At 70.5% G+C, this 15035-nt stretch carries 10 protein-coding genes and 1 tRNA gene; 7 read left to right on the top strand and 4 right to left on the bottom strand.

What is annotated here, in order from left to right:
- Both G011_RS30290 and G011_RS31915 read left to right on the top strand, forming a co-directional pair.
- A partial coding sequence (locus tag G011_RS30290) for an RHS repeat-associated core domain-containing protein (protein WP_019611077.1) occupies nt 1–2218 on the top strand: 2218 nt, incomplete at its 5' end.
- 10 nt (nt 2219–2228) lie between these two features.
- Nucleotides 2229–2537 carry a hypothetical protein gene (locus G011_RS31915; RefSeq protein WP_155979841.1) on the top strand — a complete coding sequence of 103 codons (309 nt, stop codon included), beginning with the start codon at nt 2229–2231 and terminating at the stop codon, nt 2535–2537.
- A 993-nt stretch (nt 2538–3530) separates the two neighbouring features.
- On the opposite strand, the gene G011_RS0126345 is transcribed toward G011_RS31915, so the two are convergent.
- Nucleotides 3531–3606: transfer RNA gene (locus tag G011_RS0126345), tRNA-Arg, on the bottom strand.
- Nucleotides 3607–4149: 543 nt separating this feature from the next.
- Here G011_RS0126345 and G011_RS0126340 point away from each other — a divergent pair.
- Nucleotides 4150–5037 carry a cobalamin biosynthesis protein gene (locus G011_RS0126340; protein ID WP_081643036.1) on the top strand — a complete coding sequence of 296 codons (888 nt, stop codon included), beginning with the start codon at nt 4150–4152 and terminating at the stop codon, nt 5035–5037.
- A 139-nt stretch (nt 5038–5176) separates the two neighbouring features.
- Here G011_RS0126340 and G011_RS0126335 read toward each other — a convergent pair whose 3' ends face one another.
- Nucleotides 5177–5692 (bottom strand): hypothetical protein, encoded by a 516-nt coding sequence (locus G011_RS0126335; RefSeq protein WP_019611075.1) that lies wholly within the window; start codon nt 5690–5692, stop codon nt 5177–5179.
- Nucleotides 5693–6188: 496 nt separating this feature from the next.
- On the opposite strand from G011_RS0126335, the gene G011_RS0126330 reads away from it, so the two are divergent.
- The 3 genes from G011_RS0126330 to G011_RS0126320 all read left to right on the top strand — a co-directional run bounded on the left by G011_RS0126330 (nt 6189) and on the right by G011_RS0126320 (nt 10851).
- Entirely contained in the window at nt 6189–9116 is a 2928-nt protein-coding gene (locus G011_RS0126330) for a penicillin acylase family protein (RefSeq protein ID WP_019611074.1), read from the top strand.
- A gap of 164 nt (nt 9117–9280) precedes the next feature.
- Complete coding sequence (locus G011_RS0126325; protein WP_019611073.1) at nt 9281–9721, top strand: NfeD family protein; 441 nt, start codon at nt 9281–9283, stop codon at nt 9719–9721.
- 44 nt (nt 9722–9765) lie between these two features.
- A complete protein-coding gene (locus G011_RS0126320; protein WP_013154451.1) occupies nt 9766–10851 on the top strand; it encodes an SPFH domain-containing protein in 1086 nt (361 codons plus the stop codon).
- Nucleotides 10852–10986: 135 nt separating this feature from the next.
- Here G011_RS0126320 and G011_RS0126315 read toward each other — a convergent pair whose 3' ends face one another.
- Together G011_RS0126315 and G011_RS30285 are read right to left on the bottom strand one after the other, a co-directional pair.
- A complete protein-coding gene (locus tag G011_RS0126315) occupies nt 10987–11952 on the bottom strand; it encodes a quinone oxidoreductase (RefSeq protein ID WP_019611072.1) in 966 nt (321 codons plus the stop codon).
- 39 nt (nt 11953–11991) lie between these two features.
- Nucleotides 11992–14310, bottom strand: a complete 2319-nt coding sequence (locus G011_RS30285; RefSeq protein ID WP_019611071.1) for a serine/threonine-protein kinase — start codon at nt 14308–14310, stop codon at nt 11992–11994.
- Nucleotides 14311–14612: 302 nt separating this feature from the next.
- Here G011_RS30285 and G011_RS0126305 point away from each other — a divergent pair, with 302 nt between their 5' ends.
- Entirely contained in the window at nt 14613–14903 is a 291-nt protein-coding gene (locus tag G011_RS0126305; RefSeq protein WP_013154448.1) for a DUF6504 family protein, read from the top strand.
- Nucleotides 14904–15035: the final 132 nt, after the last annotated feature.

The following is a 15035-nucleotide window of genomic DNA, read 5'->3' as shown; positions in this document are numbered from 1 at the left end:
CGACGGCCTGCTGACCTCGATCACCGACGCCACCGGCGCGGTGTGGGAGATCGCCTACAACGCCGACGACCAGGTCTCCAGCCTGACCGTGCCCGACGGCACCGAGGACGGAGCCACCACCGCCTACTCCTACGCCGACGGTGCCCGGTCCAACACCCAGACCACGGTCACCGATCCGGGCGGCGGTGAGTCCACCCTGGAGTTCGACGACCAGGGAAGGCAGACCTCCGCGACCGACCAGGTCGGCAACACCCGCTCCCAGACCTGGACGGCGAACTCGGACGTGGCCACCACCACCGACGCCCTGCAAGCCTCGGTGACCTACGACTACGACGAGTTCAACAACCTCATCGGCACCGAACTGCCCACCGGAGCCGCCACGTCGGTCGGGTTCACCGACACCGCCAACCCCGCCAAGCCCACCAGCGTGACCACCCCGGACGGGGACACGTTGGAGATGTCCTACGACGACGCGGGCAACCTCACCTCCGCCGTCCAGGAGGAGATGGACATCGAGGTCACCGACATCGTCTACACCGGCCAAGGGCTGGTGTCCGAGATACAGGACGCCAACGGCAACTCCACCACCTACAGCTATGACAACGTGGGCAACATGACGGCGATGGACGAGCCGGGGCCGATGGGCACCACCTCCTTCGGCTACGACTCCCTGTCGCGAGTCACCTCGGTCACCGACGGCAACGGTGTGAGGCTGGAGTACGGCTACGACCGCCTCGACCGGATCGTGTCCATCTCCCAGGGCGGCGACCTGCTCCAGGCCATCGCCTACGACGGCAACGGCCGCCAGATCACGACGCACACCGACCAGGCCAGCGTGGAGCACTCCTACAACGGCCGCGGCGACCTGCTCGAAACCGTGCGCACCGACTCGGCCGCAAGCGAGAGGACCACCTATGCCTACGACGCCGCGGGCAACGTCACCGAGATGGTCGAACACGGTAAGACCACGACCTACGGCTACGACGCCGCGTTCCGGCTGACCTCGCTCACCGACCACACCGGTGCCGAGACCACCTTCACCAACGACGCGAACAACCGCCGCACCAGCATCACCCACCCCGACGGGGCGGTGGAGGAGCGTACCTACGACGACTCCGGGCGCCTGACGTGCATCACCACCACCGGGGCCGCCGACCAGGCTCTGGTGGAGGCTGTCTACTCCTACGACAACGACGGCGCCGACAGCGACCAGCTCCAGTCACGCACCATCGGCGGTGAGACCGAGACCTTCACCTACGACGGTCTGGACCGGCTCACCAGCGACGGCACCACCGATTACACCTACGACGACGTCGGCAACCTGCTGAGCGCCGGGGGTGAGGAGTTCGCCTACAACGACGCCGACCAGCCCACCAGCGCTCGTGGGGCTGAGGTGGGTCATGACGAGGCCGGGAACATGACCTCGCGGGGTGAGTACGTCTACGAGTACTCGGTGACCAACCAGACGCTGCGCTCCAACGACGGTGAGGGCGAACTGGCCTCGTGGCTGAGCTATGACACCACCGACCAGACCCAGATGCGCGGCGTCACCGACGTGCACGAGGGAACCCGGGTGGAGCGGCAGCTGTCCAACACCGCCCTGGGCGTCACCAACATCGCCTCCGAGGGCGAGCGCACCAGCTTCGTGCGCGACCCCGAAGGTGAACTGATCTCCATGGTGGCCTGGGACGGTGATGAGCGGTTCCACTACACCCTCGACCAGCAGAACACCGTCCTGGCTCTGACAGCCGAGGGTTCGCAGGCCCAGTCCCCGGACGTGGTCTACGACTACAGCCCCTACGGCGAACGCACCTCTGAGAGCCTGGAAGGGACCGAGGCGGCGGTGTTGAGCCCGTTCGGGTTCACCGGCGCCTACCAGTTCCAGGACGGCACGGTGCACCTGAACCACCGCTTCCACAGCACGTTCACGCTGGGCTTCACCCAGCCCGACCCGTCCCGGCAGGAGTTGAACAACTACGCCTACGCGGCGTGCGACCCGGTCAATAATACTGACCCGAGCGGCTTAGCCTCCGCCTCCTGTGTCGTGTCGGTCGCAGCACTAGCGGTTACGGTGGTTGCCGCCGTGATCGGCTTCGGGCTGATCTTCACTTACGGAATGCCTGCAGCCACGATAGCTGCTGTGGGGACTGGGGCTTTGGCAGGGCTCGATATCATGGGGATTGGGCTCTCCCTGGCCGGAGTAATTTTGTCCTGTTGATCTTTCCGGGGTGCTGTACTCGATCCTTGATTGTTTGCCGCACCCCGGCTCCCCTGAATGGAGGAAAATGTCCCCGAGAAGAAAAAAAGCGTCCGTGGCTGGAATTCTCTACCTTGTAGGAGCGGGGTTTCCGGCAGTGGTACTCATCCTGCTCCTGGCCGATCGTGTTTTCGGAACAGGAATCAGTCTTAATGTCCTGATTGGGCTCAGTATCGGGGCGGTCACGGTCTTCGTCTTGGTATCAGCTGTTCTGTTCGGTGTGCTCTCCGGGCTGGCGAAAGACCAGGAAACCGGAGTTCCTGGGAATACAGGGACGTGATCTTTGATCCGCTTGGTTCCCGGATGTGAGAGCGGAGCCCTCGAGTATCGTTGCGGGCTGCGCCGGGCTCCATGGTCACGGAGATCTGGCAAGTCTCCTCTCGTCTACTCATGGGGGAGAAAAACATTGTTCACGTGGGTGCGGGCAGGGCCTGCGGTCGGCTTTAGCATGTGGTGAACGCGTCCTTGTGTGGCCTGGTTCGATCGATGCGCACCAAGCGGCGGCAGATATGGCGGGCCATCGTGGCGAGCACGTGGTAGTGAGGTGTCCCGAGGTTCCCGAACAGGGGTCCAATAAGATAGCCCCGTAAATAAATGGGGAAATGCGGGAAATATGAGCAAGTACTTGCCAAGCTTCCGTGAAGAAGTAGTACCATTGGTGATCGAAGCACAAAAAAGCTCTTCCAGGTCACAGAAAAAGGCTAGACGTCAGCTCCGAGGTGCTCCACAACTGGGTTCGGTGCCATGAATTTGATCGCCAAAAAGAAAAAACTTATCCGTGAAGCCTTTGGCGACTCCGATGAAACCTACGGGTACCGGCGGGACCACGCCCAACTCCAGCGCTGAGACGTCCAGGCCGGTGCTGAGGTGGTGCCTCTACTCATGTGCCAGGTGCGCCTAGCGCGGTCAGGGTCGCGATGGTCGCCGTGCTTGCCTAGATCCACCTCGTCTTGGTCATGCATCTGATTGTGGCGCGGCAACCCTGGTCTGGTCGCGGGTTGCGGCGGAAACGCCCGTTCGTGGCCTGCGGGGCCGTGCGGCGGCACAGGTCCGGATCGCCGGTGTGGGGGCGGCTGTGGGGCGCTGGTGGGCGGACGCGGGACCGACCCGGCGTGGGACCACAGGGTCACGGAACGGTAAAATGCTCCGCAAGGTGGGCCTCCACCTGTACTGGACCCTGCACTGGGGAGCACACGGGGAGCATTTCAGGCCCCGATCCGGGCCCGGCGCCTCGCCTGTTCGACTCTCGCACCCCGTCTGACCTGGGGTTTTGTGGCGCACCCGGCAGGATTCGAACCTGCGACCATCGGATTAGAAGTCCGGTGCTCTATCCACTGAGCTACGGGTGCTCGATTCAATTGTGGCCCGCTACGGCAGGTCGTGATCACGCTGTGACACGTGGTCGCGGGAGGGTGTCGCGTGCCGGAGACGGGGTGGGGGCCGCTCGGCGAGCCTGCGGTCGGGAGGACCCGTGCCGTGGTGCCGGTGGCGTCCCGGGCAGACATTCTAGGGTATTCGCCTGATGTCGCCCACAGTCGGGCAAAGCCTCATCAACTACGGTGATTCGTAGTTGCCTCTCGTTACCACGCGCGCTCCACCAAACCGGTCGCTATGGGCCTCGCGCACCACGTTACCGGTGATTAACTCCTGGTGCGGTGCTGTACCCCGGGCGTTTCGCGAAGTCCCGATGTCCAAAGTGGGGCGGGGAGTCGGAACATCCACCACTGACCTGCGGAAACCAACGGTGCGGCCAGCGCGGCCAGCATGCGGGGGCTCCTTGCGGTCAGCCGCTTATTGCTCTTTGTGTATGTGTTATTACCCAGAGGGACAAACATGGTTTGCCGTGGTTTGGGAGTTGCGAGGGACTTCCTTGACGCGGCTAACGTGGTCGGGTGCGATCTCTGGGACTGGTGGCGGGTTTCCTGCTCGACAAGGCGGTGCCCGACCCGCGTAGGGGGCATCCGGTCGCCCTGTACGGGCGTGCCGCGGGATGGTGGGAGCGGTGTGTCTACGGGGACTCGCGGGCGCGCGGGGTCCTGTTCGCGGCCGGGGCCGTGCTCCCGGTGGTGGCCGCGGGTTCCGTGGTGCGGGGCGGCGCGGCGACGGCGGCCACGACGTGGGCCGTGCTCGGCGGCAGCATGCTGTGCCGGGAGGCCGAGCGGATCGCCGGGGCCCTGGAGGAGGGCGACCTCGCGCGGGCGCGGGAACTCCTGCCGAACCTGTGCGGCAGGGACCCCTCCGGGCTCGACGAGGCGGGGGTCGCCCGGGCGGTGGTCGAGTCGGTCGCGGAGAACACCTCCGACGCCGTGGTCGGCCCCCTGGTCTGGGGAGCCCTGGGCGGGGTCGCGGGTCTGGCGGGTTTCCGCGCGGTCAACACCCTCGACGCCATGGTCGGTCACCGCGACGAGCGCTACGAACGGTTCGGGTCCGCCTCCGCGCGGCTGGACGACCTCGCCGGGTGGGGCCCGGCCCGGCTGACCGCGGTCCTGGCGGTCCTGGCCGCGCCCGTGGTCGGCGGCGACGTGCGCGGGGCGTGGCGCGTGTGGCGGCGCGACGGCGACCGGCACCCGAGTCCGAACGCCGGGCAGTGCGAGGCCGCCTTCGCGGGAGCGCTCGGCAGGACCCTGGGCGGCGCCAACGTCTACGGGGGGCGCGAGGAGCGCCGCCCGGCGATGGGGGACGGGCCCCGGGCCGGGGTCGGCGACATCCGACGGGCGGTCCGCCTCGCCCGGGCCGTCCACCTCGGGGCCCTGGCCGTGGCCGCGGCGGTGGCCCGGTAGCGCGCGCCGCGGGCGTCGGTGAACACCTGGGGCGGGGCTCCGGGGCGGTCGGGAGCGCCCCGGCCCCCGGCACCGCGGGCGCCGACCCCGGAAGCGGACGGCCGTCCGGTCCCGGGGCGGCGCCGGGCGCGGGCCCGACTCAGGCCAGGTTGCGCGCGTAGTTCACCTGCTGGTGGATCTGGCCCACCATGCCCGGGTGGGTCACCATGATCGTCGTGCTGTAGTGCCTGTCGTGCCCCTGGACGGTGACCTGCACGTGCCCGGTGGTCCTCTGCTCCTTGACCAGGAGGAAGAGCAGTCCGAGCAGACAGGTCCACCAGAAGACCAGGATGGCCACGATGATCGCCCAGGTGGGCGTGTTCCGTTCGGTGCGGCTCATGTCGTTCACCGTCCACACCGTTCCCCTGATCGGGAAGCGCCCGACGGGGGTGATCACGGTGTGCCGGGAGAACGCGATCTCGCCGATGGTGCCGAGGGGGACGTCCCCCTCGGGCTGGGGTTGGGGGGCGGCGGGCTGGTAGCCCCCGGTGGGGGAGCCGTAGGGCTCCAGGGCCCCGCCGCTGTGCTGCTGCGGGGGAAGGCCCCAGCCGGGGGTCTCACCGTGGGGCTCGTGCCACCACGGTTCCCCTGGACGGGAGTTGGGGTACTCGCTCATGCCGCGATTGTGTCAAAGGGCGGGGAGGCCCAGAACCACTTCCCCGGTACTGGCACCGACCCGCCCGTCTGTCCGCCTGCCCGGTCCCGGCTGCCCGACTGCCCGGTCACGCCTGCCCGGTCCCCCCTGCGCGGTCCCGCTTCCCGGGCCCGTCCCCGCTGCCGCCGCCCCTTCCCCGGCCCCTTCCAGCCGTACCGCCCCGCATCCAGGGCCGTACCGCCCGGTTCCCAGGGCCGTTCCGACCGTGCCCACGGCCCCGCGGGGGTCGCGGCCGAGGTCCGTGGCCGGATGTGGCCACGCCCCGGCCCCCGTACCGGGCGCTTTCCCGTCGGCGCCCCGGAATCCGGGCTGCTTGTGGCGTGGGTCACTCCAAACCCGCCGGTTCTCTGGTACGGGGTTCTTCCGGCCCGCCCAAACGTGAATCTCTTTCGCGATTTCCCTACCCGTGCGTAGCATGCGCTCACCCATCGCCCGCACCCCCAGGTGGTGACAGCTCTTGTTCCCCTCGTTCAGAAGACGGCTACGCACCGGCGCCTCGGGTACCGCCCTGGCGGTGGCCGCGGCCACGCTCGCCGCCCTGCCCGCCGCCCCCCAGGCCCTCGCCGAACCGGAACCCGACTACTGCGCGCCCGGGGGATGCAACGACATCCTTCCCCCCGGCCAGAACGGCAGCGCCACGCTCGTCGAGATCCTCGGCCACCAGGTCTTCGGCACCCGGCCGCGGCACTCCTCCAGCCAGCTGGACATGTACGACAACCTCGTCCACCACTACGACGGCCTCACCGAGGAGGGCCTGGACGACTTCTTCCTCGACGCCGGCTTCGGGGTCGACCCCGACGACGTGGGGCGCCGGTACCAGCCGCGCGACGACGTCACCATCACCCGCGACGCCGACCACGGCATCCCGCACGTCGAGGGCAGCACCCGCGAGGGCACCATGTTCGGCGCCGGGTACGCCGCGGCCGAGGACCGCCTCTTCCTCATGGACGTGCTGCGCCGGGTCGGCCGCGGCGAACTCACCTCCTTCGCCGGAGGCGCCGAGGGCAACCGCGGGCTGGAACAGGACCTGTGGCGCAGCGCCCCCTACACCGAGGAGGACAAGCAGGCGCAGATCGACCGGGTCGCGGCCAGCGGAGAGCGCGGTGAACAGGCCCTCGCCGACGTCGACGCCTACCTGGAGGGCGTCAACGCCTACATCGAGGAGGCCGACGACAACCGCGACTTCCCCGGCGAGTACGTCCTGACCGGGCACAAGGACGCCATCACCAACGCCGGGGAGATCGAGCCCTTCACCCCGACCGACGTCGTCGGCATCGCCGCCATGGTGGGCGGCATCTTCGGCGGCGGTGGCGGCGGCGAGGTCCAGGCGGCCGTCGTGCTCGCCAACTTCCGGGACCGCTACGGAGCCGAGGAGGGCGCCGAGCTCTACCGCGCCTGGCGGATGGAGAACGACCCCGAGGCCGTGGTCAGCGTCGAGGGCGAGTTCCCCTACGGCGGCACCCCCGAGAACCCGGTCGGCGAGGCCGTGCCCGACCCCGGCTCCGTGGAGCCCTACGACATCGTCCACGACGAGCACGGTTCCGCGCTCAGCGGCGAGACCGCCGAGCAGCCCGCCCCCCTGGCGAGCACGGTGGAGGAGCCCGAGGAGGGAGCCGAGGCGCCCGCCGTCGAGGACCTGCCCGAGGAGCAGCGCGACGAGCTGGAACGGATGGTCGAGGACGGGGACCTGTCCGCGGTGGAGGGCGTGTTCAACGACGGCGTCCTGCCCGAGGGCTTCACCGACCCCCGCGGCATGTCCAACGCCCTGCTCGTCTCGGGAGAGCACACCGCGAGCGGCAACCCCGTCGCGGTGATGGGCCCCCAGACCGGCTACTTCTCCCCGCAGCTGCTCATGCTCCAGGAACTCCAGGGACCGGGTATCAGCGCGCGCGGCGCGTCCTTCGCGGGCGTGAGCTTCTACGTCCAGATGGGGCGCGGCGTCGACTACGCCTGGAGCGCCACCTCGGCGGGCCAGGACGTCACCGACACCTTCGCCGTCGAACTGTGCGAGACCGACGGGTCCGCGCCCACCACCGGGTCGCGCGCCTACGTGGACACCACCGGGGACTGCGTGCCCTTCGAGGAGCTGAGCGTCACCAACGAGTGGTCGCCCACCGTCGCCGACGGCACGCCGGCGGGCGGCTACACGCTGACCTCCCTGCGTTCGGAGTTCGGCCTGGTGCACTCCTTCGCGACCGTGGACGGCGAGCCCGTCGCGTTCACGACGCGGCGTTCCACCTACATGCGCGAGGTCGACTCCATCATCGGCTTCCAGCGCTTCAACGACCCCGGCGAGATCACCTCGGCGCAGACCTTCACGGACGCGGCCGAGGACATCGGCTACGCCTTCAACTGGCACTACGTCGACGACGAGGACATCGCCTTCGTCAACTCCGGGGCCAACCCGGTCCGGACCGAGGGCACCAACCCCAACCTGCCCGTGGACGCCTACTCCGACGCGGGCTGGTCCGGCTGGGACCCCGCCACCAACGGCGCCGACTACCACCCGCAGGAGGACCACCCGCAGGCGATCAACCCCGACTACATCGTCAACTGGAACAACAAGCCCGCCCAGGGCTACACCTCGGGCTGGGCCACCGGACCGGTGCACCGCGGCGACCTCATCGACGGCCGCGTCTCCGCGCTGGTCGCCGACGGGCACGAGTTCACCACCGCCAGCCTGACCCGGGTGATGATGGAGGCCGGGGTCGCCGACCTGCGCGCCCAGGAGGTCCTCCCGCTCCTGCTGGAGGTGATCGGCACCGAGGCCGTGGACGACCCCGAACTGGCCGCGGTCGTGGAGGAGCTGCGGCTCTGGCACGAGTCCGGATCCCTGCGCCGCGAGCCCTTCCGCGACGCCGGGTACTACTCCCACGCCGACGCCATCCGCACGCTGGACGCCTGGTGGCCGCTGCTGGTCCGGGCCCAGTTCGAACCGGGCCTGGGCGAGGACCTCTACACCCAGCTCACCAGGGCCGTGCAGACCGACGAGTCGCCCTCGGGCTCCATCGGGGGAGGCGAGCCCGGAAGCGTCAACCAGGCGCAGCCCCACCGGGGCTCGGCGTTCCAGTACGGCTGGTGGTCCTACGTGGACAAGGACCTGCGCACGGTGCTCGGACAGGAGGTGGAGGGCGGACTGGGCGAGGCCTACTGCGGTGGCGGCGATCCCGACGCCTGCCGTACGGTGCTGCTGGACACCCTGGCCCAGGCCGCGGACACCCCCGCGGCGGAGGTCTACCCCGGCGACGAGCACTGCGACCCGGGCGACCAGCTGTGCGCGGACACGGTGATCCACCAGGCGGTCGGCGGCATCAACATGTGGCCGATCGCGTGGCAGAACCGGCCCACGTACCAGCTCGTCTACCAGTTCTCCGGCGGACGGTAGGACGGGCGGAGCGGACGCGGCCCGCGGTGGCCCCGAGCGGGTGCCAGCGGGGGCCGCGTCCGTGTGTCACGGCAGGGGAACACTGGAGCCGGATCGCGTGCTTCGCCGGGTCCGTGTGGGTAGCGTAAGGAATACCCGAACATGAGCGGGAGGGCCGCAGGAACATGGACGCCTGGTTGATCTGGCTCATCCTCGCCGTGGGCCTGGGAATCGTCGAGGTCTTCACCCTCACGTTCGTACTGGGCCTCCTGGCGGTCGCGGCGCTGGTCGCCGCCCTCCTCGGCGCCATCGGCCTTCCGGTGGCCGCGCAGATCATCGGGTTCACCGCCACCGCGGCGGCCGGAATCTACCTCGTGCGGCCGATCATGCGGCGCCAGCTCAGGGGCGGCCCCGTCGTCAGGTCGGGCGCCCAGGCGCTCGTCGGACGCTCCGCGGTCGTCCTCCAGGAGGTCGGCGCCGACCGGGGCAGGATCAAGCTCTCCGGGGAGGAGTGGTCCGCGCGCTGCATCGACGAGGACCTCGTCATCCCGGTGGGCACACGCGTCGACGTCATGGAGATCGACGGGGCCACAGCCGTGGTCTACCCGCGCGAAGCACTGCCCTGAACCCCGACACAGCCACGTCCCCGACCTAGGCCAGGTGCCAGCACATGGAACCCACCATCGCCCTCATCATCCTCGCGGTCGTCGTCGTGGCCGTCGCCCTGTCGGCGATCCGCATCGTCCCACAGGCCAGGGCGTACAACATCGAGCGCTTCGGCCGCTACATCCGCACCCTGAACCCCGGGCTGAACTTCCTCATCCCGGGCGTGGACCGCGTCAACTCCAAGTTCGACCTGCGCGAGCAGGTGTTCACCTCGCGCCCGCAGCCCGTGATCACCGAGGACAACCTGGTCGTCAACATCGACACCGTGCTGTACTACCAGGTCACCGATCCCAGGGCCGCGGCCTACGAGGTCGCCAACTACATCCAGGCCATCGACCAGCTCACCGTCACCACGCTGCGCAACGTCATCGGCTCCATGGACCTGGAGAAGACCCTCACCTCCCGCGAGGAGATCAACACCCGCCTGCGCGGGGTCCTGGACGAGACCACCGGCAAGTGGGGCATCCGCGTCAACCGCGTGGAGATCAAGGCCATCGACCCGCCGCCCACCATCAAGGAGGCGATGGAGAAGCAGATGCGGGCCGACCGCGACAAGCGCGCGGCCATCCTCCACGCCGAGGGCGAGCGCCAGTCGCGCATCCTCAAGGCGGAGGGCGCCCGCCAGCAGGCCATCCTGGAGGCCCAGGGCGACCAGCAGGCGGCCATCCTGCGGGCCGACGGCGAGGCCAAGGCGATCGAGCGCGTGTTCCAGGCGGTGCACGCCAACAACGCCGACGCCAAGGTGCTCGCCTACAAGTACCTGGAGACCCTGCCGTCCCTGGCCGAGGGCGACGGCAACACCTTCTGGGTGATCCCCGGCGAGCTCACCGAGGCGGTCAAGAACGTCAGCCACGCCTTCGCGGGCAACGCCCCGACGGTTCCCTCCACGGAGAAGGAGGACGAGCAGGCCGAACCCCGGGGACCCGCGCAGCTCACGGCACCCGATCCCACCCGGTCCTCCTCGGCGCAGGCGGCCGTGGACGCGGCCGAGGCCGCCGAACGCGCGGTGGCCGACGCCCGCGACGACGTCCGGCGGGCCGGGTCGGCCCTCGGCGGCTCCCGGCCGCCCGGGCCGCGCGAGGAGGACTAGGGTCCGTCCGCGCGGGCCGGGGGTGGGGCGCGCACGGTCGCGTGCGAAGAACCGGATGACCGGTCCGTCCGTGAGGGCGGGGGAGAGGTGACACCTTCCCCCGCCCGCCGTGTGCGCGGCACGCGGCCGTCCGGCTCAGACCAGCAGGAGCTTGCCGGTGGTCCGGCGCGAGGCCAGGTCGCTCTGGGCCCGTCCCGCGTCGGACAGCGGGTAGCGCCCGCCGATCCGCACGTCCAGGCGGCCCTCGCCCACCAGCGCGAACAGGTCGCCGGCCCGGCCCAGGAGCTCCTCGCGGTCGGCCACGAAGTAGGCCAGCGAGGGCCTGGTCAGGTACACCGAACCGGCGGAGTTGAGCCGCTGCGGGTCCACGGGGGCCACCTCTCCCGAGGACTGCCCGAACAGCGCCAGCACGCCGCGCGGGCGCAGCGACGCCAGGCTGGCGTCGAAGGTGTCCCGGCCGACGCCGTCGTAGACCGCGGCCACCCCCTCGCCGCCGGTGAGGTCGCGCACCGCCTCGGCCACGGGGGTCTCGGTGTAGCGCACCACCTCGTCCGCGCCCGCCCCACGGGCGATGCGCTCCTTCTCCTCGGTGGACACGGTGCCGATGACGCGCGCGCCGCGCTCCTTGGCCAGCTGGGTGACCAGCAGGCCGGTGCCGCCCGCGGCCGCGTGCACCAGCACGGTGTCGCCCGCGGCCACCGGGTACACCGAGCGGACCAGGTAGTGGGCGGTCATGCCCTGGAGCAGCAGGGCGGCGGCCTGCTCGGCGGAGACCGCGTCGGGGACGGGGACGACCAGCGAGGCCTTGACCACGGCCCGTTCGGCGTACGCGCCGGGGGCCATCGCCCAGCCGACCCGCTGCCCCACGGACAGGTCGGTGACGCCCTCGCCGACGGCGGCCACCACGCCCGCGCCCTCCATCCCCGGGACGTAGGGGAGCGGGACGTCGTACAGGCCGCTGCGCTGGTAGATGTCGATGAAGTTGACCCCGCGGGCCTCGACGTCGATCAGGACCTCCCCCGGGCCGGGCGCCGGGTCGTCCCTCTCGGCCAGCCGCAGCACCTCGGGCCCGCCGTTCTCCTCGATCACGATGGCACGCATGGGTCCACTGCTCCTTCCGGGTCGGGTCCCGGCATCATGTCAGCTCGGAGCCGGGGCCGGCCACGGTGGGCTGGCCGACTGGCCCTCCTCGAGGACCTCGTGGACCGAGAACGCGGTGTACAGCACGCCCAGGAAGTCGTTTCCCGGTCCGGAGCGGGTGACGATGCCGACCCTGCGGCGGTCCTCCACGGCCTCGGCGTCGTCGGGGAGGGGCTCCTCGTCCACGGCGGTCACGGCGTGCTCGCCGTTGACCCACAGGGAGAGCTCCATGAACTCGTTGCCGTCCCTGTCCTCCTGCAGGGAGCAGGAGAGGGTGACGGTGTTGGTGGGGATGTTCTCGTGGTCGAACCCGAGGGGATCGCGCTCCTCGTAGCCGTACTCCTCGCGCACCGACTCGTCGAAGAGGGGCTGGGGGGTGTATCCGGCGACGTCGGTGGTCTCGCCGAGGGTGATGTCGCCCTCGCCCTCGTGCATCCGGCGGATCTCCGCGCGCTGGCCGTCGTAGCGAAGTAGTCCCTCGTACTGGCTCCGGTACTCCTCGCCGTCGTTGTCCCAGCAGCGCACGCCGAACGTCGCCTGTTCCGGGCCCTGGACCACGTACGCGGTGGTGCTCACCAGGACGTCGTCCGGCAGGACCTCCTCGCGCTCCAGCGCCACGACCTCGCCCCGGCTGGGGTTGCTCTCGGGATCCAACTGGAGCAGGACGCCCCTGCGCTCGGCCCAGTAGCCGTCGGAGTCCTCGTGTTCGTAGGTGTTGCTGACCCAGCCCGGGTCGGTGGTGAAATCGGTGTTGTAGACGGAGACGGTGTTCTCCGGTATCTCCGGGCCTCCGTTGAGCAGGACCGTGGCGCCCACGGCGGCCACCAGGACGACCGCGCCCGCGGCCGCGCCGACCACCACCAGGCGCCTGCGTCTGCGCGGGGAGCCGCCGGACCGTCCGGGAGGCAGGCCCGCCCCACCGGGGCCGCCGCCTGGCCCGGCGGGGTTTCCCGGGCCGCCGGGACCGGAGTAGGCGTTGAAGGCGGGCTGGCCCTGGGACGAGGACGCGTAACCGCCGTGCGCCTGGTGCGTCCAGGGGGCCTGACCGCCGGAGTTGGCGTAGTGGCCGGGAACCTGCCGGCCGTGGACCGGTGGCTGGCCCTGGGGCGGATACCCGCCGTGCCCCGTGCCCGGCTGGGGTCCCGGGGGCTGTGGGCCCGGGTTGCCGTGGTGCTGCTCCACGTGGGGCTGCTGGACCACGTGGGGCGGCTGTACCGGGTGCTGGACGTGGGTGGGCGGCACGTACGGGTTGTGCTGCGCGGCCTGCGTGTGGAGGGGCTGGCCGCCGTCCGGGAGTGCGGCGCCCTGCTGCGGTCCGCTGTCCGGGTGCCGCGCGTCCACCTGCTGCGGTCCGCTCGGCGTCTGGTGCGCCGCGGGCCCGCTCTCCTGCGCCCCGGTGTCCTGGGGCGGCTGCCCCGGGACCGGGGAACTGCTCGGCGGGGCCCACGAGGTGCTGATCGTGCGCTCCACCTCGGCCTCCTGCGGCTCCTCCTGGCCGGTCAGCCGGGCCAGGAGCTGCTTGGAGGTGGGCCGGTTGGCCGGGTTCTTGTCCAGCGCCGCGTTGACCAGGTCGAACAGGTCCGGGTCCAGGCCGTCCAGGCGCGGCGGTGCCGAGGAGATGTTGTGCAGGACGGCGGGCACCGTGGCGGCGTCGAAGGGGGCGGTGCCGGTACCGGCGAAGGCCACCAGGCAGCCCCACGCGAAGATGTCGGCGGCCGCGGTGGCCCGCTCGCCCAGGATCAGCTCCGGAGCCATGTACGAGGGGGTGCCCATGAGCTGGCTGGAGCGGGTGACCGCGTCCGCCGCCTCGTCCAGGGCGCGGGCGATGCCGAAGTCGATGACCTTCGGGCCGACCGGGGAGAGCAGTACGTTCGCGGGTTTGAGGTCGCGGTGGACCACGCCGGAGCCGTGGATGGCGGTGAGTGCCGCGGCCACGCCCATGGCCAGGCCCTCCAGGGTGCCGCCCGTCATCGAGCCGTCCGCGCGGACCGCCTCGTCCAGGTTCGGGCCCGGCACGTACTCGGAGACGATGAAGAGGGGATCGCCCTCCAGGCGGGCGTCGATCACCCCCGCGGTGGAGAAGCGGGCCACACGGCGCGCGGACTCGACCTCGCGGGCGAAGCGCAGCCGGAAGGACTCGTCGTCAGCCAGGTCGGGGTGGATGAGTTTGACTGCGACGGGTCGGTCGGAGGCGTCCCTGGCGAGGTAGACGGTGCCCATACCGCCCCGGCCGAGACGGCTCACGATGCGGTAACCGTCGAGTTCGCGCGGGTCCCCCGCGCGCAGGGGTTTGCCGCTCTGGTGCCCGTTCGACGTCACAGTTGGGGGTCCTCATATGAATCGTGGAGTTCGCGCTCACAGCGTACCGATGCCGTCACGCTGGTGCGCTCTGGACTGACTGCCCCTCGGCTTCCACGGACGCGGGGCCCGGACCCGGGGGCGGGGTGTTCGAAAGGGGCGCGCGGACGCGCCGTGTCAGTCGTGGGGATGCCCCTCGCGCCGAAACGGTTCCCCGGAGGCACCGGTTTTCGCTAGGATTAGAACACACGTTCGAACACCTGGCCGCGTCTTCCCCACGGATGGGTGTCCCGGTGGCGTGTGCCGGGACTGACAGGAGGCGGATGATGCTGAGGGGAAGTGTCGTGGGACGGTACTACGGGGCGGAGGTGACCGTCGTCGAGGACGAGGGGCGCCCGGCCCGGTTCGTGTGGAACGGCAGGGTGTACGGAGTGCGCAGGATCCTCGAACACTGGGTCACGCTGCGCATGGACTGGACACCGGCGCGTGAGTCCCAGGCGCCCGAACGCAGGCACTGGCGGGTGGAGGCGGGCACGGCCCAGTCCCAGGGGGTGTACGAACTGCGCCACGACACGGCCACCGGAAGGTGGCTGCTCTCCCGTGTGTGGGGGTAGGGAGCGCTCGGGGGGCGGCCCCCGGGCCGATCGCCGTTCCCCCCACCGGACCCCGGCTGACGCCCCGCGCCCGCCCGCCTTCCTCCGCGCCGAGCCCCGGTGGCGCCGCGCACGCGGTACCCGTTCGGGCGG

Source organism: Nocardiopsis sp. CNS-639 (assembly GCF_000381685.1).
Taxonomy (GTDB): Bacteria; Actinomycetota; Actinomycetes; order Streptosporangiales; family Streptosporangiaceae; genus Nocardiopsis; species Nocardiopsis dassonvillei.
The sequence above is the reverse complement of the archived record's forward strand: the minus strand, read 5'-3'. Positions and strand labels throughout refer to the sequence as shown.

Bases quoted from the DNA above. Each gene is read 5' to 3' on its own strand.
- G011_RS0126320 (WP_013154451.1), top strand. From the start codon at position 9,766: ATGGAACCCACCATCGCCCTCATCATCCTCGCGGTCGTCGTCGTGGCC.
- G011_RS0126335 (WP_019611075.1), bottom strand. From the start codon at position 5,692: ATGAGCGAGTACCCCAACTCCCGTCCAGGGGAACCGTGGTGGCACGAG.
- G011_RS0126315 (WP_019611072.1), bottom strand. From the start codon at position 11,952: ATGCGTGCCATCGTGATCGAGGAGAACGGCGGGCCCGAGGTGCTGCGG.
- G011_RS0126305 (WP_013154448.1), top strand. From the start codon at position 14,613: ATGATGCTGAGGGGAAGTGTCGTGGGACGGTACTACGGGGCGGAGGTG.
- G011_RS0126325 (WP_019611073.1), top strand. From the start codon at position 9,281: ATGGACGCCTGGTTGATCTGGCTCATCCTCGCCGTGGGCCTGGGAATC.